28 protein-coding genes are annotated in these 26,695 nt (G+C 33.0%); 3 read left to right on the top strand and 25 right to left on the bottom strand.

The genetic code is table 11. The features are described 5' to 3' along the window. Positions 1–76: 76 nt before the first annotated feature. From atpE to fdaB, 18 genes are all read right to left on the bottom strand, one after another. Positions 77–283, bottom strand: coding sequence for a F0F1 ATP synthase subunit C (atpE, locus tag KA856_RS10510; protein ID WP_002482721.1), 207 nt, complete (start codon positions 281–283; stop codon positions 77–79). Positions 284–321: 38 nt separating this feature from the next. Beyond that, positions 322–1,044, bottom strand: coding sequence for a F0F1 ATP synthase subunit A (atpB, locus tag KA856_RS10515; protein WP_119535534.1), 723 nt, complete (start codon positions 1,042–1,044; stop codon positions 322–324). A gap of 27 nt (positions 1,045–1,071) precedes the next feature. Further along, positions 1,072–1,422, bottom strand: a complete 351-nt coding sequence (locus KA856_RS10520; RefSeq protein ID WP_107504823.1) for an ATP synthase subunit I — start codon at positions 1,420–1,422, stop codon at positions 1,072–1,074. Between the two features lie 154 nt (positions 1,423–1,576). After that, complete coding sequence (gene wecB, locus KA856_RS10525; protein ID WP_107384842.1) at positions 1,577–2,707, bottom strand: non-hydrolyzing UDP-N-acetylglucosamine 2-epimerase; 1,131 nt, start codon at positions 2,705–2,707, stop codon at positions 1,577–1,579. 22 nt (positions 2,708–2,729) lie between these two features. Next, the gene (upp, locus tag KA856_RS10530) at positions 2,730–3,359 is read right to left on the bottom strand and encodes a uracil phosphoribosyltransferase (RefSeq protein WP_019468295.1); all 630 of its coding nucleotides are present in this window, start codon (positions 3,357–3,359) and stop codon (positions 2,730–2,732) included. 16 nt (positions 3,360–3,375) lie between these two features. Next, positions 3,376–4,614: a serine hydroxymethyltransferase gene (gene glyA, locus KA856_RS10535; protein WP_107386306.1), complete on the bottom strand. Its 1,239-nt coding sequence runs from the start codon at positions 4,612–4,614 to the stop codon at positions 3,376–3,378. A 21-nt stretch (positions 4,615–4,635) separates the two neighbouring features. After that, entirely contained in the window at positions 4,636–5,160 is a 525-nt protein-coding gene (locus KA856_RS10540) for a TIGR01440 family protein (RefSeq protein ID WP_107384845.1), read from the bottom strand. A 143-nt stretch (positions 5,161–5,303) separates the two neighbouring features. Next, the gene (locus KA856_RS10545; RefSeq protein ID WP_210138671.1) at positions 5,304–5,726 is read right to left on the bottom strand and encodes a low molecular weight protein arginine phosphatase; all 423 of its coding nucleotides are present in this window, start codon (positions 5,724–5,726) and stop codon (positions 5,304–5,306) included. After that, positions 5,723–6,766: an L-threonylcarbamoyladenylate synthase gene (locus KA856_RS10550; RefSeq protein WP_107384847.1), complete on the bottom strand. Its 1,044-nt coding sequence runs from the start codon at positions 6,764–6,766 to the stop codon at positions 5,723–5,725. The genes KA856_RS10545 and KA856_RS10550 overlap by 4 nt, the downstream gene beginning before the upstream one ends. A gap of 95 nt (positions 6,767–6,861) precedes the next feature. Continuing rightward, positions 6,862–7,701, bottom strand: a complete 840-nt coding sequence (gene prmC / locus KA856_RS10555) for a peptide chain release factor N(5)-glutamine methyltransferase (RefSeq protein WP_210138672.1) — start codon at positions 7,699–7,701, stop codon at positions 6,862–6,864. After that, complete coding sequence (gene prfA / locus KA856_RS10560; protein WP_019468289.1) at positions 7,685–8,761, bottom strand: peptide chain release factor 1; 1,077 nt, start codon at positions 8,759–8,761, stop codon at positions 7,685–7,687. Before prfA ends, prmC begins: the two co-directional genes overlap by 17 nt. After that, positions 8,761–9,360, bottom strand: coding sequence for a thymidine kinase (locus KA856_RS10565; protein ID WP_107384849.1), 600 nt, complete (start codon positions 9,358–9,360; stop codon positions 8,761–8,763). Before KA856_RS10565 ends, prfA begins: the two co-directional genes overlap by 1 nt. Positions 9,361–9,562: 202 nt before the next feature. Beyond that, positions 9,563–9,820: a type B 50S ribosomal protein L31 gene (locus tag KA856_RS10570; RefSeq protein ID WP_019468287.1), complete on the bottom strand. Its 258-nt coding sequence runs from the start codon at positions 9,818–9,820 to the stop codon at positions 9,563–9,565. 133 nt (positions 9,821–9,953) lie between these two features. Next, positions 9,954–11,270: a transcription termination factor Rho gene (rho, locus tag KA856_RS10575; RefSeq protein WP_107384850.1), complete on the bottom strand. Its 1,317-nt coding sequence runs from the start codon at positions 11,268–11,270 to the stop codon at positions 9,954–9,956. Between the two features lie 841 nt (positions 11,271–12,111). After that, on the bottom strand, positions 12,112–13,542 hold the full coding sequence (locus tag KA856_RS10580; RefSeq protein WP_107385297.1) for an aldehyde dehydrogenase family protein: 1,431 nt from the start codon (positions 13,540–13,542) through the stop codon (positions 12,112–12,114). A gap of 403 nt (positions 13,543–13,945) precedes the next feature. Continuing rightward, positions 13,946–14,266, bottom strand: coding sequence for a winged helix-turn-helix transcriptional regulator (locus KA856_RS10585; protein ID WP_107385296.1), 321 nt, complete (start codon positions 14,264–14,266; stop codon positions 13,946–13,948). 87 nt (positions 14,267–14,353) lie between these two features. Continuing rightward, the gene (locus KA856_RS10590; RefSeq protein ID WP_107385295.1) at positions 14,354–15,613 is read right to left on the bottom strand and encodes a UDP-N-acetylglucosamine 1-carboxyvinyltransferase; all 1,260 of its coding nucleotides are present in this window, start codon (positions 15,611–15,613) and stop codon (positions 14,354–14,356) included. Between the two features lie 362 nt (positions 15,614–15,975). Continuing rightward, a complete protein-coding gene (gene fdaB, locus KA856_RS10595) occupies positions 15,976–16,836 on the bottom strand; it encodes a class IIb fructose-bisphosphate aldolase FdaB (protein WP_107384756.1) in 861 nt (286 codons plus the stop codon). A gap of 220 nt (positions 16,837–17,056) precedes the next feature. On the opposite strand from fdaB, the gene KA856_RS10600 reads away from it, so the two are divergent. Then, positions 17,057–17,578, top strand: coding sequence for a DUF2529 family protein (locus KA856_RS10600; protein ID WP_107384757.1), 522 nt, complete (start codon positions 17,057–17,059; stop codon positions 17,576–17,578). 82 nt (positions 17,579–17,660) lie between these two features. Here the strand turns inward: KA856_RS10600 and KA856_RS10605 are convergent, their stop codons facing one another. The 4 genes from KA856_RS10605 to KA856_RS10620 all read right to left on the bottom strand — a co-directional run bounded on the left by KA856_RS10605 (position 17,661) and on the right by KA856_RS10620 (position 21,567). Beyond that, positions 17,661–19,271: a CTP synthase gene (locus KA856_RS10605; protein WP_107384758.1), complete on the bottom strand. Its 1,611-nt coding sequence runs from the start codon at positions 19,269–19,271 to the stop codon at positions 17,661–17,663. A gap of 325 nt (positions 19,272–19,596) precedes the next feature. Continuing rightward, the gene (gene rpoE, locus KA856_RS10610) at positions 19,597–20,139 is read right to left on the bottom strand and encodes a DNA-directed RNA polymerase subunit delta (RefSeq protein WP_107384759.1); all 543 of its coding nucleotides are present in this window, start codon (positions 20,137–20,139) and stop codon (positions 19,597–19,599) included. A 115-nt stretch (positions 20,140–20,254) separates the two neighbouring features. Then, positions 20,255–21,115: a GNAT family N-acetyltransferase gene (locus tag KA856_RS10615; RefSeq protein WP_107384760.1), complete on the bottom strand. Its 861-nt coding sequence runs from the start codon at positions 21,113–21,115 to the stop codon at positions 20,255–20,257. Positions 21,116–21,201: 86 nt separating this feature from the next. Further along, positions 21,202–21,567, bottom strand: coding sequence for a VOC family protein (locus KA856_RS10620; RefSeq protein WP_181187764.1), 366 nt, complete (start codon positions 21,565–21,567; stop codon positions 21,202–21,204). Between the two features lie 92 nt (positions 21,568–21,659). Here KA856_RS10620 and coaW point away from each other — a divergent pair, with 92 nt between their 5' ends. After that, a complete protein-coding gene (gene coaW, locus KA856_RS10625; protein ID WP_019468276.1) occupies positions 21,660–22,460 on the top strand; it encodes a type II pantothenate kinase in 801 nt (266 codons plus the stop codon). Between the two features lie 136 nt (positions 22,461–22,596). Here coaW and KA856_RS10630 read toward each other — a convergent pair whose 3' ends face one another. The 3 genes from KA856_RS10630 to KA856_RS10640 form a co-directional block, all read right to left on the bottom strand. Next, positions 22,597–23,262 carry a DUF2750 domain-containing protein gene (locus tag KA856_RS10630; RefSeq protein WP_107505396.1) on the bottom strand — a complete coding sequence of 222 codons (666 nt, stop codon included), beginning with the start codon at positions 23,260–23,262 and terminating at the stop codon, positions 22,597–22,599. Between the two features lie 167 nt (positions 23,263–23,429). Next, positions 23,430–24,623 carry an L-aspartate--L-methionine ligase LdmS gene (ldmS, locus tag KA856_RS10635; protein WP_107384763.1) on the bottom strand — a complete coding sequence of 398 codons (1,194 nt, stop codon included), beginning with the start codon at positions 24,621–24,623 and terminating at the stop codon, positions 23,430–23,432. Next, positions 24,620–25,804 (bottom strand): M20 family metallopeptidase, encoded by a 1,185-nt coding sequence (locus KA856_RS10640; RefSeq protein WP_210138673.1) that lies wholly within the window; start codon positions 25,802–25,804, stop codon positions 24,620–24,622. The genes ldmS and KA856_RS10640 overlap by 4 nt, the downstream gene beginning before the upstream one ends. A gap of 254 nt (positions 25,805–26,058) precedes the next feature. On the opposite strand from KA856_RS10640, the gene KA856_RS10645 reads away from it, so the two are divergent. Next, the gene (locus KA856_RS10645) at positions 26,059–26,529 is read left to right on the top strand and encodes an S-ribosylhomocysteine lyase (protein WP_107384765.1); all 471 of its coding nucleotides are present in this window, start codon (positions 26,059–26,061) and stop codon (positions 26,527–26,529) included. Positions 26,530–26,695 lie beyond the last annotated feature (166 nt).

The raw sequence follows: 26,695 nt of genomic DNA on the forward strand, positions 1-26,695 counted from the left end.
CCAGTATAATCATAAGGTATTTTGATAAAAACGAACGGCGAGAGCCCAGAAGACTTCGCCATAAAGACTAGTTTACTTATAGTGACATGAAAGCGATAACTACACCTATAATTGGTAACGCCTCAACTAAACCGATACCGATGAACATAATACCCATTAATTGACCACGTGCTTCTGGTTGACGAGCGACACCTTCTACTGTTCTTGAAACGATAAGACCATTACCAATACCTGCACCAAGTGCTGATAAGCCGATTGCGATTGCTGCTGCGATTAAATTCATTTAAAAATCCTCCTAATTTGTTCTTTTTATTTTTTAATTTAATGACTCTTTTGTACTTTGTGTGACATATATACCATCGAAAGCATTACAAATATATATGCCTGAATCGTACCGATAAAAATTGAGAACCCTTGCCATACGATTAGGCCAGGTATTCCGATTAGCCAACCCCATGCTGGGAAGTTGAATACTAAACCTGCTAATAATCCTAGCAATAATTCACCTGCAAAAATATTTCCGTAAAGTCGTAATCCTAGCGTCAATGTTGAAGTGAATTCTTCAAATACATTGATGGGCAATAGGAATATTGGCTTTGTATAATTTTGGAAATATCCTTTAGTTCCAACCATTTTAACTCCATAATAATGTGTTAATAGTATTATCAGAGTTGATAATGTTAGTGTCACAGTTGGATCGGCTGTGGGAGATTTCCACCACAGGGTGTGTCCCGAAATTAATTGAAACGGTAATCCAAGCATATTACTAACAAATATGAAAAAGATTAATGTAACGGCTAAGAAATGGAACTGACCGCCTTTTGACCAAGCCATGTTACTTTCAATAATCCCTCTTACGAAATCAAAAACCCACTCAATAAAGTTTTGTTTGCCTGTTGGACGTTTCTTGAGGTTACGTGTACAAATAATAGCTATTACAAAAACAATAAACGCCGTAATCAACATCATCATAATCGATGATAGATTAAACACGATGTCTAGACCGAACACATTCCAACTGACTAGAGGGTCTTTATGATCCATGCTTTCTCACCTCTTTCATTATAAATTTTATTTCTTGTGTAAAAATGGTTTGAAAACAATTAAAACATAAGAAATCATTAAACCAACAACTACTCCAAAAATGTTTATATAGTCCTTATAAAAATACCATGTCGTACAAGCTAATATCACTATCAAATATCTCCAAATGTTGCCCGTTGAAATATGTATGTTATCCTTTTCTTTTGCTTTCGCCAAATAATATTCAAAAGTAAAAGTATTGATTAGCGATCCGATCATACCAATTATAAGACCTAATATAAATGTAGAGTATGTGAAAATAAACACAATTACAAGTACAATAATACAATATAAATAGTATTGTATGTACTGATTAAAAATGATGTTGAAACGTTTCATTTCAGTGCCTCGCTTCACCTTATCTTTCATATATGAAAACCATTCCAATCATACAATTCTAATAATAATATAGGGTACTTTACGTGTCAATTCTATTCAAATTGTAATTCAATTTTTTACAAGAATGTCACAAAAATGACACATAAATACATAATTATTTGAAAGAAGAAGGTTTTTTATCAATTAAACCGAAAAAATATTTAATATTTTGACAAATTCTATATGATGCATTGCCATCTCCATATGGATTTTGAGCTGTGCTCATCGTCTCATATAAATTTTTGTTGTCTAATAGCTCTTTGGTTGCTGCAAAAATGTCCTTTGTATTTGTACCTACAATTCTTAATGTACCCGCTGCCACACCTTCTGGCCTTTCTGTTACATCCCTTAGTACGAGCACTGGTTTGCCTAATGAAGGCGCTTCTTCTTGTACTCCACCAGAATCAGTTAAAATTAAATAAGACTGGTGTGCAAAATTATGAAAATCAACAACTTCTAATGGTTCTACAAGCTCGATTCTCGTGTGGTTTGACAAATAATAATCTGCAATTTCGCGTACTTTAGGGTTTTTATGTATTGGATATACGACAACAACATCCTCGTATGCTTCGACAATATCACGTACTGCTTTGAAAATATGTGCCATAGGTTCTCCAATATTTTCTCGTCTATGCGCAGTTAAGAGAATAATACGTTTGTTTTTATGCTTAGCTATGATTTCTGATTGATAACCATTATGAATTGTCGTTTTCATAGCATCAATCGCAGTATTGCCTGTCACTACGATCGTGTCTTCTGGTTTGTTTTCAGCGATCAAATTGTTTGCAGCATTATTGGTAGGAGCAAAGTTTAAATCAGACATTACTCCTACCATTTGTCTATTCATTTCTTCAGGAAATGGAGCGTATTTATTCCAAGTTCGTAAACCAGCTTCGACATGTCCGATTGGGACTTGATTATATAATGCTGCTAAGCTTCCGGCGAATGTACTCATAGTATCTCCGTGAACAAGTATCATATCTGGTTGCGCTTCCTTTATCACATCCTCTAATCGAATGAGTATGCGAGAAGTTATATCAGACAATGATTGACCCTGTTTCATAATATTCAAATCATAATCAGGTGTTATGTCAAAGCTCTTCAAGACAGAATCTAACATTTCTCTGTGTTGCGCAGTCACTACAACGATTGGTTGTAATTCAGAATCTTTCTCCAACTCTAAAACGAGCGGTGCCATCTTTATCGCTTCAGGACGTGTCCCAAAAACAGTCATAACTTTTTTCATACTACTCCACTCCTGGGTTAAACTATTTTGTACCGAATAAACGGTCACCAGCGTCACCTAAACCAGGTGTAATATAAGCATGGTCATCTAATTTCTCATCTAATGCTGCGATATAAATATCAACATCTTCATGTGCTTCTTGTAATTTTTCTACACCTTCTGGAGCTGCAATCAGACACATAAATCTGATGTGTTTAGCGCCACGTTTTTTAAGTGAATTAATCGCTTCAATTGCGGAAGCACCAGTCGCTAGCATTGGATCAACTACTACAATTTCTCTTTCTTCAATATCTTGTGGTAGTTTTACAAAATACTCAACTGCTTCTAGTGTTTCGGGATCTCTGTATAACCCAACATGACCTATTCTTGCTGCCGGCACTAAATTTAAGATACCTTGTGTCATACCAAGTCCCGCTCTTAAAATGGGAATAAATGCTAATTTTTTACCTGTTAGTCTCTTAGCTATCATTTTAGTGACTGGTGTTTCAATTTCTACATCTTGTAACTCTAGATTTCTAGTTACTTCGTATGCCATCAACATACCAACTTCATCTACGAGTTCTCTAAATTCTTTTGTACCTGTATGTACATCTCTAATGTAACTTAATTTGTGTTGAATAAGTGGGTGATCAAAAACATGTACGTTGCCCATAATTACTTCCTCCAATTTAATTATATAAAGGATGTTTCGTAGTTAATGCTTTAACTCTTTCTTGTCCTTCTTTTAATGTTGTTTCATTTTCAGGATCTTTTAGCACTAGGCTAATAATTTTGGCTACTTCTTCAAATGCCGCTTCATCAAAACCACGTGTTGTAGCTGCTGGCGTACCAAGTCTTAAGCCACTTGTTACAAAAGGTTTTTCTTGATCAAACGGAATTGTATTTTTATTACAAGTAATACCTATTGAGTCCAAGGCTTCTTCTGCTACTTTACCAGTAATATTGACTGATCCTTTTACATCTACGCATACTAAATGATTATCAGTACCACCAGATACTACTCTAAAACCTTCTTTATTTAATGTATCAGCTAATGCTTTTGCATTTTTTATCACTTGTTGTTGATATGTTTTGAAATCATCTTGAAGTGCTTCACCAAACGCTACAGCTTTAGCAGCAATAACATGTTCTAAAGGGCCCCCTTGAATACCTGGGAAGATTGTTTTATCAATTTGCTTTTTGTATGCTTCTTTACATAAAATCATACCACCACGAGGGCCGCGTAATGTTTTATGTGTTGTCGTAGTTACAAAATCAGCGTATTCTACTGGGCTTGGGTGTAGACCCGCAGCTACTAATCCGGCGATATGCGCCATATCCACCATCAATTTAGCGCCAACTTCATCAGCAATTTCTCTAAAACGTTTGAAGTCTATTGTTTTTGAGTATGCAGATGCGCCAGCAACAATTAATTTAGGTTGATGCGCTTTTGCTACTTTTAAAACTTCGTCATAGTCTATTTGTTCACTCTCTTTGTCGACACCATATTCGACAAAGTTATAAAATTGACCACTAAAGTTTACTGGTGCACCATGAGTTAAGTGTCCACCATGACTTAAATTCATACCTAATACAGTATCTCCGTGTTCTAATGCAACGAGATAAACAGCCATATTTGCTTGTGAACCAGAATGTGGTTGAACGTTAACATGTTCTGCACCAAACAATTGCTTAGCTCTTTCAATAGCTAATGTTTCAGATACATCTACGTATTCACAACCACCGTAATATCTTCTGTTTGGATAACCTTCAGCATACTTGTTAGTTAATACGGAACCTTGAGCTTCCATAACTGCTTCCGACACAAAGTTTTCTGATGCGATTAACTCTATATTGTTATTTTGACGGTTGAACTCGTTTTGAATCACTTCATAAATTTCTTTATCTTGATCTTTAATAAATGACATTAGTAAACCCTCGTTTCTGTATTAGTTATATTTTGCTCTTTCGCCACCAATTTTCTTAGGTCTTGAAGAAGCGATTGTAACAATTGCTTCGCCAATTTGCTTCACGCTTGTACGCTCAGGTATCGCTACATGTTTAATATGCATACCGATTAATGTTTGGCCAATATCAATACCTTTTGGAACGTTAATTGTTTCAACGACTATAGGGTCAGCCATATGTTGATATGCATATGTAGCTAAACTACCTCCAGCATGGACATCAGGTACAACGGTTACTTCTTCCATCGTTAGGGGATCGAAATTTGCTTTTTCAATAGTAATTGCTCTATTGATATGTTCACAGCCTTGAAATACAAAAGAAACGCCTGTTTCCGTTTCAATCTCTTTTAATGCTTCAAATATATCTTTTGCTACCTCCATTGATCCAACACTACCTATGCGTTCGCCAATCACTTCTGAAGTAGAACAACCTATAATGCAAAGCTCATCGTCTTTAAAGAAAGATTTAGATTTTAATTCATCTAATAACGCTTTTAAATCCTCCATGTTCAACACCCCTTATTTATTTTGATATAAAGTAAGCCAAAATACATAAGTCCAATCAGACAAATTTAATTGCTAGCAAATTTGCTACACGTTATTATTATAACGTATTTAATGAGTTACTCATACTAATTTCACATATTTATTTACTCTAATATTTTATTTTTTAATTTTCCAATCAATGAATTTAATTCATTATAAATTTCAATATAATCTGATTTAGTTCCTCCGAACGGATCAGCGACATCATCACCATGCAATACATACTCACTTAAAGTGAATATATGTGTACCTTTACCATACATTTGTTTAATTGCTTCTTTATGGCTTGTTGACATGGTCAAAATAAGATCCGCATTCATATCAATTTCAGTGAACTTTTGAGCATTTTCTGGTATTGGTAATTGTTTTTCTCTTACAATAGCGCGTGTATATTCTGATGTAGGTGCACCATCTATTGCAAACAAGCCACGTGATGCAACTTCAATATCTGGCATTTTAGCTTTTGCAATACTTTCTGCCATCGGACTTCTGCAAGTATTTCCAGTACAGACAAAAACGATTTTCATAAAGTTTCTCCTTTAACAATGGTATAATTTGCTGCCTTTTGCATACGATTCATGATAGCAACTGCATCATCACGATTTTCAAATCCAAATATATAAGCCTCTTTAATATTTTCATTTTGATCTATATCATGCAATATTTGATACAAATTATGATTTGCACCTTTAATATCTCTTTCATTTTCACATAGTGGAATGAAAGTTGCATTTTCAGGAATATATTTCAGTTTATCTTTTGGAAATATAAAAGCGACATTACGCCAATCTTTACTTGAGGATAGTTGTTGATGAACCGCGTATACAATTGTTATTGGGGTATCTGGTGCATAATGTTTATATTTCATTCCTGGAGCTATGGGCTTTTCTTGATTCAAATCCTCTTTTGTTGAAATAGATCCAGGCAACACATTTTCAATCATAGATTTGGTAATAGACCCTGGACGAGCTATCCTAAACGGATATTGTGTACAATCTAACACTGTACTTTCTAGACCTTCTTCACTTTGGTCACCATTGACAATACCATCAATTCTTTGGTTTAAATCACGATATACGTGTTCAAAATTAGTTGGAGAAGGTCTACCACTTAAATTAGCACTGGGCGCAGCGATCGGTATATCTACAAACTCTAATATTTTCCTTCCAATCGGGTGACTCGGCATCCTAACTGCTATGGATGAAAGTCCACCACTTACACTTTCACATAAAAAACCTTTTTTCAGTGGTAAAATAAATGAAATTGGACCAGGCCAAAATTGATTCATTAGCATCCTAACTTCTTGTGTAATATGCTTTGTAAATGCATCTAATTGTTTAACATTATGTATATGAACGATTAGAGGGTTATCTGAAGGTCTACCTTTTGCTGCATAAATATTTTTTATAGTCTGTTCATTTCTTGCATCGCCACCTAAACCATATACTGTTTCAGTTGGTATAGCGATGAGTCCACCAGCTTCAAAAACATTTTTTATTTCATTATAAGTATCTATATTAACATCGTCTGTCAGATGATTCCTCAAATCCCATATTTTTGTTTCCATCTATACACACCCTTTCATCTTAATTTCAATTTTAAAACAAAATAAGAAGTTATGCACCTTCATGACTTATCATGTTCAGCACACAACTTCTTAAGTTACCATTCGAAAGAAATAATTCTATCATTATTGTTAATATCTTTTATTATTTGAACACAAACAGCAGGATATTTTTCTTCAATTTTTTTCTTTAAAGTAAGGCCTTGTTTATAACCAATTTCAAACACAACTATTGCATTGGGTAATAATACATCTGGCAATTGTTCTAAAATCTTATCATAAACTTGAAAACCATTATTTTCAGCAAATAAAGCACTGGTAGGTTCATATTTCAATACTGTATCTTCCATTAAAGTTTTTTCGCTATCAGCTATATATGGTGGATTTGAAATTAATCCATTCACTTTAATATTTTTCTCTATTAAAGGATTTAAGGCATCACCTTGTAAAAATGTAATATCTACATCATGATACTGAGCATTGTCTTTTGCCACCGATAAAGCTGCATCATATAAATCTGTAGCTAAAACGTCCAAGTATTGATTCATTTTTTTAAGTAAAATAGGTATGTTGCCACTACCTGTGCCTATATCTACAACTTTATCTCCAGACTTCACCAAATTATAAAAATGCAGTAATACTTCTTCTGTTTCAGGTCTCGGAATTAAACAGTGTTCATTCACTTTAAATATTTCACCATAAAAAGATTGTGTGCCTACAATATATTGAATAGGTTCACCTTGTAACATCCTTGCTTCCGCATTATCAAACAACACGTTGTGTGCTTCTGTCATAATTTCGTCAGCATGCAACAAATAATCTGTTTTTTGCCATTGAAATAAATCAAGCATCAACCATTCAGCTCTTGTTACTTCAATACCTTTTGCTTCACATTTGCTTTGTGCAATCTTCAATCTTTCTCTATAATTCACCGTCATTCAGTTCTTTCAATTTATCTGTTTGTTCAGCTAAAGTTAGTGCATCAATAATCTCATCTAACTTACCTTCCATAACTTGCTCTAATTTCTGCAATGTCAATCCAATACGATGATCCGTTACACGACTTTGTGGGTAATTGTATGTTCTAATTCTCTCTGAGCGATCACCTGAACCGACAGCTGATTTACGCTGTGCTGCATACTTTTGTTGTTCTTCTTGTAATTTCATATCAAACAAACGTGCCTTTAACACTTTCATTGCTTTTTCACGGTTTTGAATTTGAGATTTTTCTGATGAAGTAGCAATAACACCCGTTGGCAAGTGTGTGATTCGAACGGCTGAATCTGTAGTATTTACGTGTTGCCCACCTGCCCCACTAGAACGATAGGTATCTATTTTAATATCTTCATTACGAATTTCTATCTCAACATCTTCAACTTCTGGTAATACGGCAACTGTAGCTGTAGACGTGTGAATACGTCCACCTGACTCTGTTGCTGGTACACGTTGTACACGATGTGCCCCATTTTCGTATTTCAATTTACTATAAGCGCCTGTGCCTGAAACAGAGAAACTAATCTCTTTGTATCCGCCATGGTCACTTTCAGTAGCTTCTACTATATCTGTCTTATAACTATGCGCTTCAGCGTATCTAGAATACATTCTAAATAAATCTCCAGCAAATATTGCAGCCTCATCTCCACCAGCAGCTGCACGAATTTCAACAATTACATCTTTTTCATCATTTGGATCTTTTGGAATTAACAAGAATTTTAATTCTTCTTCTAATTCTGGAATTTTTTGGCTCAATTCTTGCTTTTCATCTTTGAGCATTTCAACTTCTTCTTCATCTTTTGTTTCCTGTAACATTTCATCTATTTCAGTTACATCTTCTTTAACTTGTTTATATTCGCGATACACTTCAACTGTTTTTTGCAAATCAGCCTGTTCTTTTGAATATTTTCGTAAATTATCTGGGTTATTTACGACTTCAGGATCACTTAACATTTCGTTTAATTGTTCGTATCTTTCTTCTACAATGTCTAATTGATCAAACACTACATTTCCTCCTTCTCATGATTACTTGGTGCAACGATATGATGTGCCCTACATCTAGGTTCATAGCTTTCGTTTGCGCCGACGAGAATCACAGGGTCATCTATTTTTGCTGGATTGCCATCAATTAACCGTTGTGTACGGCTTGATGACGAGCCACATACTGCACAAACAGCTTGTAGTTTAGTCACTTCTTCACTTACTGCTAATAAATGAGGTATCGGTTCAAATGGTTCACCTCTGAAATCCATATCTAAACCTGCAGTAATCACTCTATGTCCCTTTTCAGCTAATTCTTCTACAATATGAACAATGTTGTTTTCAAAAAATTGAACTTCATCGATTGCTATAATATCAAAATTTGATAAATCGTGTTTATAAATCTCAGCTGCTGTTGAGATATTAATTGCCTCAATTGCATTGCCATTATGCGAAACAATTTTATCTTTATGATAGCGGTCATCTATTGCTGGTTTAAATACAACCACCTTTTGTTTAGCATATAGTCCACGTCTTAAGCGACGAATTAATTCTTCAGATTTACCACTAAACATGCTTCCAGTTATACATTCTATCCAGCCGGAATGATAAGTTTCATTCATTATGCGTTCCACCCTTTTTCAAAACATAATCGGTTTATTATATCATATTTTCCATCTTAAAATATCAATTTCTCTTAAGTTATTTGTAATTTAATATGTAATTAATGTACTAAAACATCGGCACTCTTTTGGTTTTACCTTTCCATCATCCATGTTAAATAAAAAAGCATTCTCATAAAATGAGAATGCCTTATTACAACAATTATTCGTTGCTTGATTTGAATCCGAATTTCTTGTTGAAACGTTCCACACGACCATCCGCAGCAGCGAATTTTTGACGTCCTGTGTAAAACGGATGTGAATCAGAAGAAATATCTAAACGAATAACTGGGTATTCATTTCCATCTTCCCATTCCATCGTTTCTGATGAAGATTTTGTTGAACCACTTAAGAATTTAAAATCTGTAGTTGTATCTAAAAAGATAACTTTGTGGTATTCAGGATGAATATTTTGTTTCATTTTTTTCAGCTCCTTTGCCCTGAACCATCTGGAACAGAGTTGTTTGTGAGTTTTTTTACCCAATACTTGATAATTATAATTGTTATAAAACTAAAACGCAACCCTAAATCACATTTTTAAATGATAAGCCGCTTTAAATAATTGGCTTTCCAGTTTTAGTACTCTCCTTGGCAGCTTCCTGTAATTGTTCAAAGAATTCTTGATTCGTTTTTGTTCGTTTTAATTTTCTTACAAATCTTTCTGTAAAATCAAGTGAATCTGTAAACATGTTACGCAGTTGCCAAAGTGATTCTAAATCTTTTGGTGATATTAGCAATTCCTCTTTACGTGTAGAACTTCGACCAATATCAATAGCTGGAAATACACGACGTTCAGCTAGTTTACGATCAAGATGTAATTCCATGTTTCCTGTTCCTTTAAATTCTTCATATATCATATCATCCATACGAGAACCAGTATCCACTAACGCAGTAGCTAATATCGTCATACTACCACCAGCTTCAATATTTCTTGCTGCACCAAAGAACGCCTTAGGTTTGTGTAATGATGCTGGATCTAAACCACCTGAAAGTGTACGTCCACTTGGCGGGATAACCAAGTTATATGCACGTGCAAGTCTTGTAATGGAATCCATTAAAATAATGACATCTTTACCTATTTCTACTAAACGCTTTGCACGTTCTAATAGTAATTCTGCTACTTTGACATGATGCTGTGGAGGTTCATCAAATGTTGAGTGAACAACTTCTGCCGATTCAACAGAACGCTCTATATCAGTAACCTCTTCTGGTCTTTCACCCACAAGTAGCACAAATAATTCTGCATCAGGTTTATTGATTGCGATGGCATTTGCAATTTCTTTCAATAATGATGTTTTCCCAGCTTTAGGCGGGGCAACAATCAAACCACGTTGTCCTAAACCGATTGGAGTAATTAAATCCATAATACGCGTAGAATAGTTTTCTTTTGTTGTTTCTAACTTGATGCGTTCTTCTGGGTATAATGGTGTTAATGCTTGGAAATGTGGTCTTTTCTTAACTTCTTCTGCATTCTCATCATTGACAAAATCTACTTGTAGCAAACCATAATACTTTTCATTATCCTTTGGTTTTCTTACTTTACCAGTTACTTTATCGCCTCGTTTAATTTCAAAACGACGTATTTGACTAGCAGATATATAAATATCTTTTTCACCTTTTGAATAATTGACAGTTCTTAAGAAGCCGTAACCATCTTGTTGGATATCATCTAAGATACCTTCCATATAATAGTTTCCATCTTTTTCCATTTGCGCTTCCATAATTGCAAGAACTAACTCTTTTTTATTTAATTTACTATAATTTGTTAATTTCAGTGATTTTGCTTTTTGAGTGAGATCTTTAGTAGTGTAATTTTTATATAACTCGTGGAACGATTCGTACTGAGGTGATGTTCGTACTTTTTCAGGCATTATCTTGCACCCATTTCATAAATAAGTTTTAAATAACATAATGAACTACGCTATTTACTTTTATAACTATAGCAAATATTTTATTTAATTACAAAATGTATTTCAATAATTGAAATTTATAAATACTGCTTTAAAGCTAATTAGTTAATAAAACAGTATATTAAATTGTAAAACTTTACTTTATATTTCAAATTTTCTAAATATAATAAGCCCCAAGATATAAATATCTTTAGCTCAAGCGTAATTATCAATTGCTATTGAAACAATACAGAAGTTGTTATTTACATATTGCGATGTACTTATATTAGGAATTAAAATTTCAGTTTCAACGAATAATATAAGTTAAGTCTTAGTTTATAGCGATTTAAAAACGTGCTGACGCCCGGGGAAATGATATGAATGAGAGACTACAAACTCGAATCATATCCCCAGGCAAGCATGCACGATCGAAATCGCAAGATTAAAAAAGTGACTAATCCATCATTTATACTCATGTTCAGTTGAATTATTTGGTGAATTTAAAAATTCAACTTTCCATTAATTGTATATGATAAATCATGTTTTCTATTGTTATAAAATAGTTACTTCTTTAAATAATACGGAGATGTTTTTGTATGATGACACATCACTTATAGCGATTTGGAAACGTGCTGACGCCCAGGGAAATGATATGAATGAGAGACTACAGGATCGAATCATATCCCCAGGCAAGCATGCACGATCGAAATCGCAAGATTAAAAAAGTGACTAATCCATAGACCTATGGATTAGTCACTTTTAAGCGTGAGATTTTTGTCTCAGTTTGTTTTGTTACAACATCTCGCTTAGTTTTTATAATAGATTATGAATTATAATATCCTGCAATAGATTTAACTTCTAAGAATTCTTCTATACCATAATCTCCCCATTCGCGTCCTAAACCTGATTGTTTGTAACCACCGAATGGTAAATCTGGTTTACGTCCAGCTTCATTAATTTCAACTGTTCCAGCCTCAATTGAACGTGCTACTTTGTGAAGTTTTTCTTTATCTTGTCCATATACATAACCAGCTAAGCCATATTTCGTATCATTTGCAATTTCAATAGCTTCGTCTAAATCATTATACGTAATTACAGACATTACAGGACCGAAAATTTCTTCTTGTGCAATTGTCATATCATTTTCAACATTATTAAAAATAGTTGGTCTTGCAAAATAACCTTTTTCTAAGTTTTCAGGTTTTCCAGGACCACCATATAATAATTCGGCACCTTCTTCTACACCTTTATCAATATATGATTGAACCTGATCAAATTGTTTTTTGCTAATAATTGGTCCTACTTGTGTACCTTCTTCACGAGGATTACCAACTTTAACTTGGCTGAATTTTTCTTTAACAGCTGTTAAGAATTCTTCTTTTATACTTGCTGGTACTAATGTTCTTGTTCCTGCAGTACAAACTTGGCCTGTGTTATTAACGACTTTGCCAGTAGCTGCACTTGCAGCGCCATCGATATCAGCATCATCTAAAATTATATATGGAGATTTACCCCCTAATTCTAATGATACTTTTTTGAAATCTTCAGCTGCTTTTTTCATAATACTCGCACCAGTTGGACCAGATCCAGTAAAGGACATCATTCTCACTTTTGGATGTTCGCTAAGCGGATTTCCCACACCTTGGCCGTCGCCATTTACTAAGTTAAACACGCCTTTAGGTACGCCAACTTTATCAAATATTTCTGCTAAAATAATTGCTGCAAATGGTGTTTCTTCTGATGGTTTTAACACGACCGGACTTCCCGCTGCAAAGGCTGCAGCTAATTTTAATGAAGTTTGGTTAGTTGGAAAATTCCATGGTGTAATTAATCCTGCAACACCAATCGCTTCTTTGACGACTAAATCGTCACCGCGTCTTTCTTCAAATTCAAAATTATCTAATGCGTCTCGTGCTGCTTCAAAATGATCTAATCCCATTTGGTAATGGACATTTTCAGATACTTTTAAAGGAGCTCCTAATTCATCGGTTATTGCGTCAACGATATCATCTTTTCTATTTTTATATTCTTGAACGATTTTATCTAAGAGTTCTTTTCTTTCTTCTACAGAACTGTGTCTAAATTCTAAATATACATTATCTGCCGCTTCTACCGCTTTATCAACATCTTCTTTATTACCTTTAGCAATTTTACCTGCTACTTCTTCTGTTGCTGGGTTGATAACATCAAGTGTTTCTCCGCTTGAACTTTCTACCCATTGTCCGTTGATATATTGTTTAGTGAAGTTTCTCATCTATTATTCACTCCTTAATTTGTGTTCATATTTTTATTCTAACCTAGATTTTTAATTTTAAAACATATCTGCTCATATCAAATCTTTTCAAACGTTGTTATTACAGGCTTTCACGCATGATAATTGCACATTGTTGTAAGAGCATTAACTATCTATACGACGACATGAAATAACAGTGATAGCCTAAAAATTATAATTATTAAGCATAATACGATATGTCAATCACCTAAGTCATTTTAAATTATTGCAAAAAGATGGCTCAACAATAAATAAAAAAGCTATAAAGAAATCTTTAAACAAAGATTTCTTTATAGCTAACCTAAGTATGTTAAAAATAACCTCGAAATAACATTTATCTGTAAATAAATATTACGTAGAATATCAAATTAAAAAGCTAAAATCTTTAGCTTTCTAACTCAATATATTCTTGGGCCCATTTTTCCATAGGAACCAATGCCGTTGCCAAGGCATCACCTTTATCTGTAAGTTGGTATAAAATGTTCATAGGACTAGTAGAAATAATCTTTTTCTCTACAAGCCCCCATTCATTTAGATCTGTTAATTTTATGCTAAGCGCACGAGGCGTAATTGTTTTCAAATCACGCTTCATATCAGAAAAATGAGCAGATTTTTCTGTGCATCTAGACAAGTAATTAATGATAAGACCGTTCCAACTTCTGCCTACTATTTTAAAGGTCTCTTCTAGATAAGGGCAAACCTCCATGGTCATCACCTCATATCAATTATATTTCCCACTGCATAAACTATAATTATGTTTTATTCATTCAGTATAATTATTATACCACATGTTTTATATTTTTTCAGTCCAAATGTCTGCACCAAGTGATTTTAGTGTTTTAACAATGTTAGTATAACCACGATAAATATGCTTTACATTGTAAATTGTAGTAACACCTTCAGCCAATAAACCAGCTACAATAAGACAAGCACCTGCACGTAAGTCACTCGCGTATACTTCTGCACCAGTTAATTTTGATGGTTTGATAGTAGCAGTACCATTATCTGATGTAATATGAGCACCCATTTTTTTAAGTTCTTCTACGTGCTTGAATCTAGCAGGATAAATTGTTTCAGTCACAAAAGATACGCCATCAGCCATAAATAATAACGGCGTGATAGGTTGTTGTAAATCTGTGGCGAAACCAGGATATACTAATGTTTTGATATCTACACTAGCATATGGTGCACTCCTCTTAATTGTTGCACTATCATCGCTGACATTAATGTCTACACCAAGCTCTTTCAACTTAACAGTTAATGGCTCAACATGAGTAGGAATAATATTATTAATTACAATATCTTCACCACAAGCTGCTGCAATACACATATAAGTTCCTGCTTCGATTCTATCTGGAATCACCTGATGATGTGATCCATGAAGATGCTCAACACCTTTTATTTTAATAGTACTCGTACCAGCACCTTTAATATTAGCACCTAAACTTGTTAAAAAGTTTGCTACATCAACAACTTCAGGTTCTTTCGCTGCGTTTTCAATTACAGTTTGCCCTTCAGCTCGAACTGCTGCCAACATAATGTTAATTGTAGCACCCACACTAACAATATCTAAAAATATGTTAGCTCCTATTAAACGATCAGCTTCAATTTTCATAGATGTTTCACTGGATTCATCAATATGCGCACCTAATGCTTTAAAACCTTTGATATGTTGATCAATTGGTCGTGGACCTAATGGACAACCGCCTGGTAAACCAATCACGCATTTTTTAAATCTACCTAACATTGCTCCCATCATATAGTATGATGCACGTAATGATTCTACTTTGTTATTAGGTAACGGCGCATTTTCAATTTCATTTGGATCAACTTCAAGGGTCATACCTTCTAAGTTTGCCTTAATGTTCAAATCACCTAATAAACTCACAAGCGTTTCAACATCTGAGATTTGTGGCAACCCTTCTATTGTAACTTTATCTTCCGCTAATATTGTCGCTGGAATAATTGCTACAGCACTATTTTTTGCACCATGATTATTAACTTCACCTTTTAGTGTTTGACCGCCTCTAATTTTTATTACTTCTTGAGCCATTCGCTTGATCTCCTTTGCCTTTCAATCAGTATTTCAATTTAATTACATTATTTGCATTATAAAGTAAAAAAATACAGTTTGCAAAACACACCAATGAAACAAAACCTTTTTAATTTAAATTTATGTATTGCTTCACTTTTATGTATACTATAATGATATATTCATTCCCGATTTAATAGGATTCAAATCCTACTTGTCTTATTTCTGTTTAAAAATTATATTAATTTTTTCAATTTACTTAATTTTAATGCTCATAGATTATAACATAAAAAAATAAGACTGCGACATTAAAAATTGTCGCAGCCTTCTCAGTTTATTCATCAAGATTGTTATATAATACTAACCTTTTTATTATAAGCCGATTATTTAGCTCTATTTGATGTACCAAACTCTTTAATTTTACTAATTACTGTTGTTTTAATTGCTTCACGTGCTGGTCCTAAATATTTACGAGGATCATACATTTCTTGATCATTGTCTAAAGCTTCACGTACTGCTTTAGCAGAAGCAATTTGGTTTTCTGTATTAACATTGATTTTTGCAGTTCCAAACGGAATCGCTTTTTGAATGTCTTTAGTTGGGATACCAGTTCCACCATGTAATACTAATGGTAAACCTGTTGAAGCACCAATCTCTTCCATTTCTTTAAATCCTAATTTTGGTTCACCTTTATACGGTCCATGAACTGAACCTAATGCTGGTGCTAATGTATCTATACCTGTTTTTTCAACAAGCTCTTGACACTCTTTAGGATCTGCATAAATAACACCTTCAGCAACAACATCGTCTTCTTGTCCACCAACTGTACCTAATTCTGCTTCTACTGATACACCATGTTCGTGAGCGTATTCAACTACTTTTGATGTAATTGCTATGTTATCTTCAAATGATTCATGAGAAGCATCAATCATAACTGAAGTGAATCCAGCATCAATAGCTTCTTTACATTTATCAAAACTTGAACCATGATCTAAGTGGATTGCAACTGGAATCGTAATTTCTTTATCGTGCATTAATCCTTCTACCATTTTAACTACTGTATAGAATCCACCCATATAACGTGCTGCACCTTCAGAAACTCCTAAAATAACTGGAGCATTTTCTTCTTGTGAAGCTTCTAATATCGCTTGTGTAAATTCTAAGTTATTTAAGTTGTATTGACCAACCGCATAACCATTTTCTTTTGCATCGATTAACATTTCTTTCATTGAAACTAAAGGCATGAAAGTTCCTCCTTAGTGCATTAAGCACATATTTTTACAATTTAATTATATCAAAATCCCAAACAATTTGCATTCTTCTATTCAATTGTAAGCGTTTTTAATTTATTTTTTCAATTTATTACTTTTAAATCAGTCTTTAATTTTCATGTTTTTATATAAAATTGCAATATTTACTACCATTATTTACAATAAGTTGAGTGAATAGAACGGAGGTACATATATGTCTAAAATTTTGAACACACAATTAAATGGTGTTTTTAATCGAATAGAAGCACAAGCTTTAGATATTCAAATGGCAGCTCAATGCTTAATTCAAGCAATTGGCGGTGAAGGTAATGTATTTGTTAAAGGTTATGGAGATTTGAATTTTTTTGAAAGTTATATATTAAACAGTAATGAAAAATTAGAGTCTAGTATAGCGCTACGCTCACTCAATACATTTGAAGATATTGATACAACAGATAGAGTGTTTCTCTTTTCTCCTTATTATACTGAGGATGTAGAAAAAGACGTTAACGCATTAATTGCAAACGATGTAGATTTTGTCTTAATTTGTAATAAGCCAAAGACAGAAAACTTTCAGGATCATTTATTTCATTTTATTAATTTAAGTACGCCTAGACCTATTGTCTATACGGAAGATTACGATAAAATTGTTATACCACATCCTATTGCATTTAATTATATTTATTATGATATATATACACAAATGGTTGAAATGGTTAGAGATTTAAATCTTTAGCATTTCATCAAATTTAATAGACAATCTGATTTAAAAAAAGGCTGAAACGTATGTTATCGTTTCAGCCTTTTTACAACTATATTTACTTAATCTGTTGGTGTTTCAATGATGCTTCTATAAACGCTTTGAATATAGGTTGCGGTCTATTAGGTCTAGATAGGAATTCTGGATGGAATTGACATGCGACAAAGAAATCATTTTCCGGAATTTCTACCATTTCGATTAATCTACCATCTGGACTAGTTCCAGAGAATATCATGCCTTTTTCTTCTAATTGATCTCTATATTCATTATTGAACTCATAACGGTGACGATGTCTTTCTTCTATATCAACTTCGCCATAAATTTTATGCGCTAAAGTTCCTTCTTTTATATGGCATGGATATAGACCTAATCTTAACGTACCACCTAAATCTTCAATATCTTTTTGTTCAGGCAATAGGTCAATAATCGGATGTGGTGTTGAAGGATCTAGTTCTGCAGAGTGTGCATTTTCAAAGCCAAGTACATTTCTAGCAAACTCTACTGTAGCAAGTTGCATACCTAAGCAAATACCGAAATATGGTACATTATTTTCTCTCGCGTATTTGATAGCAGAAATTTTTCCTTCACTTGCTCTGAATCCAAATCCACCAGGAACTAAAATGCCATCAACATCATTAAGTATATCATGTACATTTTCATCAGTTACTTCACTAGAATCTATCCATTTAACTTCAATATCTTTTTTAAATGGATAACCTGCATGTTTTAATGATTCAACAACCGATAAATATGCATCTTGAAGACTGACATATTTACCAACTAAACCAATAGTTATTTTGCCATCTAAACTATTGACTGTATCCAATAAATATTGCCATTCATCTAATTGAGTATCGTATTTAGCGTTAAGTTCTAAGCGTCTAATTACGATATCATCCATGTCCTGTTTACTTAATTGTAAAGGGATTTCATAGAGTGAATCTGCATCACGACATTCAATTACACTTTCTTTGTTAATATCACAGAATAAAGCAATTTTATCTTTTAAATCTTGTGTTAGTTCATATTCTGTACGTACTACGATTAAGTCAGGTTGAATACCTAAACCACGTAGTTCTTTAACACTGTGTTGCGTTGGTTTTGTTTTCATTTCACCGGCAGCTTTTATAAATGGTAAAAGTGTACAATGTACGTACATGACATTTTCACGACCTAAATCACTACGAATTTGTCTAATCGCTTCAATAAATGGTAATGATTCAATATCACCAGTAGTACCACCAATTTCAGTAATAACTACATCAGCATTTGTACTTTCTCCCGCTAATAGTAAACGTTCTTTAATTTCATTTGTAATATGAGGGATTACTTGGACCGTACCACCAAGATAATCACCACGACGTTCTTTTTTCAAAACATGTGAATAGACTTTACCAGCTGTAACATTTGAATATTTATTTAAATTAATATCAATAAATCTTTCATAATGTCCTAAGTCTAAATCTGTTTCCGCACCATCATCAGTAACAAATACTTCACCATGTTGGTATGGACTCATTGTACCTGGATCAACATTTAAATATGGATCAAATTTTTGTATTGTAACTTTTAACCCTCTATCTTTTAATAAACGTCCTAAAGATGCTGCTGTGATACCTTTACCTAATGAAGATACAACTCCACCAGTTACAAAAATAAACTTTGTCATTTTCTGCCTCCTATTATTAAAACAGTCATTCTCACAATACCAACAAAAATTTATGGCATGTTTCATTAATCATTGAAATGGTTATAATTTATCTAAACGTCAAAGCTTTATAATTTTTAAATATCATTATATTCACTATAAATAACGTCATAAATTAAAATTTTATAAAATTTGTATAGTAATTCAAATAAAAAAATCGCTCCCTCTCACAGCATTTGCAAGGGGGAGCGTATAATATTTATACACGTCGTCCTAATTAAAGGAGCCCGAATAAAATTTTATCATTTTCGCAGAAAAAGTCAAATGAATATTGATAGATTATTGATTAATTTTCTTTATCTTCGTCCTCTTCATCATATTCTTCTTCATCTTCTTCTAAATCTTCATCTTCGTCATCATCTTCATCAATAACGATTTCATTTTCAGGAATTTCTTCGTCCACTTCTTCTTCATCAGGTTCTTCGATTGTCTCTTGGTCATCAGTAACTGCTGGGATGTCATCATCGTCGTCAGCTTCATCTTCACCAAGTAATTTTAATGTCTTATCTTCTTCATCGTCGTCGTCTAAAATGTCGAATTTTTGGATAGTTGGTGCTATTTTTTCTTCAATATCAGCTACTGAATACCAATCACGTAAGCCCCATATATTTTCTCCAACATTTAGGAAACGACCATCTGTATTTAAGTCTGTATAGAATTGAACAATTCTATTCTCAATTTCGTGGTCTTCGTAATGACCTAATGCTTTAAATTCATCAATAATATCATATAAGTTCATTGTATCGCCTTTTTCAAGTAATAATGTATAGGCCATATCAATAAATGATTTCTCGTCAACCATTTCTTTAGTGTAATCTTGAATTCTCATTATTTATTCTTCCTTTCAGAGACATTTATGCATTTATCCAAATCAGTACTATTCATCTTAAGTAATAATAACAAAAGTAAATTATAAATGACAATCCCTGATTTCGCAAACACTATTAATAATTTATATATTTTTCAAATACAGAAAAATCTTCAGCTGTTTCAATTTCAACAAAATTACTATTTATACATAATGGTTTTAATTCATTATTTTCCCCATAAAGTGTAATCGTTATAAGTTTGATACCTTCAAAATGCTTTCGAATATATGTAGGTAATTGTCTTAACGCACTTTCTGCTATACCATTATGTCTCTCTGATTTATCAACTTCAATTGAATTGATATTCATACGTTGCCCGTGTTGCTCAATTGCTATAAAACCTACTTTATCATCATCTTTCATCATATCAATGATATAAACATCATAAGATGACGTATCTCCATTTGCTGTTAATTTTAAAGAAGACACATGTTTAGAATCTAAATCTAAATAATAGAGACGTTCTTTACCGATAGGCCCTTCTTCTTTCGTAGCAGCATGCATAAAACCTGCACGTTCATATACATTCCATGCACCTTTATTTTCTGCGTCTACGACTAAGTATAAATGATTAAAATTTGGAAATAGCTTTTGGACATATTGTGGCAAATACATCATCATTTTTGTACCATATCCAAACCCTTGAAAGTCTTCATTTACAGATAAAGAACGAACATATATAACCTGTTTAGGTGTATCGTAACCTTCATGTTGATAATATTGATGTAATACAAAGAAACCGACTACTTCGCCTTCATCATTTAAGGCGATGTTAGCCACTCTGTCTTCGTCCTTTAACGCATCATCAAGCACGTCTTTGGGCAAAGAAGAATATATCTGTTGACGCTCGCTCAATTTAAAATGATATAAAGCTGATTTATATTTTTCTTCAAAAACTTGAATTGTAATATTTTCAAATGATTCTTTAATAAACATATTTTATCCCCTATTGTGATTAGCTTTTATTAGTTATTAATACCACTTTTACATTAATATAATCGAAATTTGAACATTTTATCTTATTAGTCTAAGAAACAATTCATGAGCCAATTGACTTCAAACTGATCTTTCACTTGTCCATGCATCGCATTAAAAAATGTTTTAGACAGAGGCATATGAGGGTCTCCTGCTTCACTTAATTTATCATACACTTGTTTTTGAGTAGCCAAATCATCGAAAGTTAAAATAATGTTCGTATTGTCATTGCTCCATTCACGACCATATGTACTGGAAATATGTAATACAACTGTTTCATTAACATGAAGCTCCGCATGTAAGGTTTTCCCGTTTGTTTCATTTAATATTTTTTCGTTACCACCAAACGCATTTTTATAAAATGTAAGAGCCTGTTCTACATCATCTACTTTAATAAACGGGCTTAAATTCATTAAAACCATCCCTTTCAAATTTTCTATAGTTGATTTTCCCTCATTTTATTATAATATAAGTTATAATGTAAATTTTTTTAGGAGGTACACAGATGAAAATAGGCATTGATGCCGGCGGAACACTTATAAAAATTGTTCAGGAGGATAATGGCAATCGACAATATACAACAAAATTAACTACTGAAATTAATGAAGTCATTGATTGGTTAGGACAACAATCATGTGAAAGTATTAGCTTAACAGGTGGTCAAGCTGGAACAATTCAAAATAAGTTAAAATGTGAATCACGTATCTTTGTAGAGTTTGATGCTGCTGCAAAAGGTTTAGAACTCTTGTTAGAAGAACAAGGTCATCATTTAGATAATTACATTTTTACTAATGTTGGTACCGGAACATCACTGCATTATTCAAATGGCGAAAAGCAACAACGTGTTGGCGGTGTTGGAGCAGGTGGTGGTATGATACAAGGCCTTGGTTATTTATTAACTGGATTAAAAGACTACAAACAATTAACAGATACTGCCCAAAAAGGTGAGCGAGAATTTATTGATTTGAAAGTAAAACATATCTATAAAGATAGTGAACCTCCGATTTCAGGTGATTTAACTGCTGCTAATTTTGGGCATGTACTGCATAATTTAGACAAAGATTTTTCAGATTCTGACAAATTAGCTTCATTGATTGGTGTCGTGGGGGAAGTCATTACTACGATGGCTATCACAGTAGCGAGAGAATATGGTACTGAAAACGTAGCTTATATTGGTTCTTCTTTCCATAATAATCATTTACTGAAAGAAGTTGTTAAAGATTATACGATATTGCGTGGTTTCAAACCATTTTATATTGAACACGGTGCCTTTTCCGGCGCATTAGGTGCAATACATCTACAATAAAAATTACCATGACATAAGTATAAAGAATTGAAGTTTCTATACTTATGTCATGGTAAAAAATGGAAACAGTTATTTCATTTGATGGTGACTATTTCTTCAAAATAACTACTTCCATTAGTTCATATATTCATTTACATTAAAACGGTAATTGATCTAATACTTTTTGAGCTGAGACTACAGTGCCTACAACACCTGATTTCAAATCGATTGCTACTGCTTTATCATCATCTCTTAAAATATCTAACCATTCTGCGAAGACTTCACCTTCTATTTCAATGATATCGCATTCTTCAAAGTCTTCATTTCTTACTTTTTCTGCTCTATTTCTAATACTCCACACCGGCATAATATGTGGTTTTTGATGTTCTTCATCACTAATCATGATAAATTGTTTTTCATTTTTATTTGTTAAACCGAACACAGCGTCTTCTTTCGCCACATCTATTATAAATTCTTTGAGACGAATTTCATCTAAATCTGACATTAATTCATTTGTAAAATCAATAATATTAACTAAATCACCATCTGTCTGAGATGACGCATTCATCAACACTTCTTCACCTTGTTCAAACATATCATCCATTTCATAAGTTACAAAACGATCAATATCGATTTTTTTAAGCTTATCATAATCGGTGTCATGTTTATTTAAGAAAGTTTCAGCTGTTTCTTTTTGTGTCCAAACACAAATGACGTCCTTTCCTAAAATTTCATGTCTAATTAATTGTTTTGACTTTGTTGCTATATAAAAATATTCATTTACTAGAATATCTTGAAAAAATGAACTTGCTTTATAAGACATAATTACACCTTCAATTCATTAAAATATTTAACTATATTTAAAATATAAATGAGTATATTACTATAGTCAATTAACGTCATACAATAAATATTAAAATTTTAATATATCTATACAATAAACTTAAGTTATCAAATCTTAATTAAATGAAATTTTCACTATATTTCTGATTATATTTTTAATTCTTCTAAAAATTGCTGTTCTAACTTTTCTATATGTTCTTGTGATTGTCCATGCCAAATACATGCAAATCTCGAAGGCACGTTTTCATTTTTATACCAATCGCCATCATAATATGATAGTGGAAATAAGCAACCCATGTTTACATATTTTATAATTGTCTGAAAGAAATGCTCATTATCGTTAGGTGCAATATAACTATAAAACTTTTGATATCCAGATTGCATTAATGGATCTAATAAAAGCATACTTGTCGATCCATTTTGTCTAAAATTCAAATCAATCGCAAATATATCACCATGTTTATCTAATAGTAAATCAAAACCTGCGATTCCAAAATAACCTTTGGCCACGCCTATTTCCATAATTTCTTTGCCAGCTTGGATGACTGATTCAGGTACATCTTGTACATTTTGATTGCCACTATAATGGCCATATTTGTCTGTAATTTGCTCTGATGTTCCAATATAGTGAATTTCCCCGTCCTTTTTACATGCAAATTGCACACAATAATTAGCAATTTCTTGAATTTTTTGTTCAATAATAATTGTGTCAGTTTCTGCTCTTGCTTGTTCAATACGGGATTTTGCTTTAATTAAATCAGCTTCGTCATAACAAATCATCACACCGTAACCACCTGCAGTTGGTAAATCATCACCTGGCTTCAAGACAAAAGGGAATTCCCAATCTGCAATCGCATCTTCGAAATCTTCTATTTTTACCACTTCACGTGCAGGTAAATATTTTTGATTAGTCCATTCTGGAATACGTGCTTTATTATTTAAAGCAACAAAGATATCTTTATCCATAGCGTAATATTCTTTTTCTAAAATAGACTCACTATGAATATATTGAAAATAAATACGTTTATTATCTTGTTTAGCGAGTTTCCTTATTATTTGTTCGTAAGAAGCTTGGTTGTCAAAAGTATAAATATTTGTGGGCATTGGCTTGCCAATCATTTCCAATAATATTTCTAATTTCTTTGTAGCGCTTGCTTTATGAACAATAACAGGCATTTGATCAGCAATAATCAATTCTCTACCAGTCAAGAAATTAGATTGATGTTCTTCCGGTTCTAACCATGGATTTGATATATAAGATGGTCTAGAACTATATACGACATCATCATTGTATAAATCACTAAGTGTTAATTTAGGGCGTTGAGTACTTAGTTTTTTCATTTTTTGTTCCCCTTTATATAGTGGTGCTGTTCAATTATTTCATTTAATTCTGCTTGATTTTCTATTAATTCCAATCCCATTAATGCAAGGACTTTAGCACCTCTTATTAAAGCTTGATCTCCATGAGCACTTCCTGCTGCTTCACGAAAACGATGCGTGTGCCCCACTAAATTCCTAGAACCTATTTTAATATGGGGATGAATCGTTGGCACAACGTGACTTACATTACCCGTATCTGTCGAACCAAAACCAAAATCATCATCTATGACCGATTCTCCCATTTTCGTCGCATATTTTGCAAATAAATCATCTAATTTAGGCGTCTTAATAAATTCATTGACACCATTTTGTATAGGGCCAAATTCAAAGTCGCAACCTGTTTGAATTGCAGCACCTTTTGCAATTTGCCCTACTCTATCAGTTAATATATCTAATTCTTTACGTGATGTTGCACGTGTATAAAAACGCGCATGAGTATAGTCTGGAATAATATTAGCAGCTTTTCCGCCATCTAATATAACACCATGAACCTTTTGACTTTTTTTGATATGTTGTCTTAACTGAGCTACACCATTAAAATACGCAATCATTGCATCTAAAGCATTTCTTGCTTCTTCAGCATTTTCAGAAGCATGCGTACTTTTACCATAAATTTTAATATCTAAAACATCTACCGCTAATGTATTAATAGTTTTATAAGTTTCATTACCTGGATGAACCATTAAAGCAACATCCATTTCATCTACAATACCTTCTTTAACGTAAGCAGCTTTTGCGCTACCATTGACACCGCCCTCTTCGGCTGGACAACCAAGTATTACTACTTTTCCGCCTGTTTGTTCAATCACTTGCTTCAAAGCTATACCAGCAAATGTACTTGCCGTACCTATAATATTATGACCACAGGCATGTCCTAGACCTGGTAAGGCATCATATTCTGCTAAAAATCCAATGGTTGGACCATCGATGTCTGAATCATAACGCGCAATGAAACCCGTAGCATAACCAGCAATGTTGGTTTCAACTTCAAAATCATGCTTTTCCAAATCTTCAATTAACGTTCTTGAAGCAAATATTTCTTCATTGCCTAATTCAGGTCTTTGATGGATGAGGTGGCTCATCTCTATGTATGATAATTTTTCATTTTCTATATAATCTAATATGTTTTGTTCATGTGTCATTTTCAATACAACTCCCTTGTACTACAACATTTTACACGTATTATTATTAAACTTATAAAAATGCATGTTCAATACTAAACGTGCAAAATACATTTTGATTATTACTTATTCTATCCGTTTTGATTAATTCTGTCATTATTTTTCTGAAATTTTAAAAAATGATAATTCCTTCTGTTTTCTAAAATTTATAGAAATTGTAAATACCACTACGTATTGTTACAATTATGATAATTATTATTTTAGGAGGACATCGTATGCCAAAAATGAACGTTGAAAGTTTTAATTTAGATCATACCAAAGTAGTAGCACCATTTGTTCGACTTGCAGGTAAAATGGAAGGTGCTAATGGGGATGTTATCCATAAATATGACATTCGTTTCAAACAGCCCAATAAAGAACATATGGAAATGCCTGGTTTACATTCATTAGAACACTTAATGGCTGAAAATATTAGAAATCATTCAGATAAAGTGGTTGATATCAGTCCAATGGGTTGTCAAACTGGATTTTATGTATCTTTTATAAATCACAGTGATTATGACGATGTGTTAAATATCATTGAAAAAACACTTCAAGATGTATTATCTGCTACAGAAGTTCCTGCGTGTAATGAGGTACAATGTGGTTGGGCTGCTAGCCATTCATTAGAAGGTGCAAAAGAAATTGCACAGACATTTTTAGATAAAAGAGATCAATGGCATGATATTTATGGTGAGGATAAATAATATCTAATTACCATTATAAAGTAAGATATCAAAAATCGAATTTATTAAAAAAGGTTAAGATAAAAGGCTGAGACAATTAATTCGTCTCAGCCTTTTTAATGTTTCCAACTTTAAACATACATGCTCGTCAGAAATCTATTGTGGTAAGGAATGAAGATGCGATCTC

Origin of the sequence: Staphylococcus sp. GDB9P120P, from assembly GCF_017893435.1 — a bacterium.
GTDB classification, from domain to species: Bacteria; Bacillota; Bacilli; order Staphylococcales; family Staphylococcaceae; genus Staphylococcus; species Staphylococcus cohnii.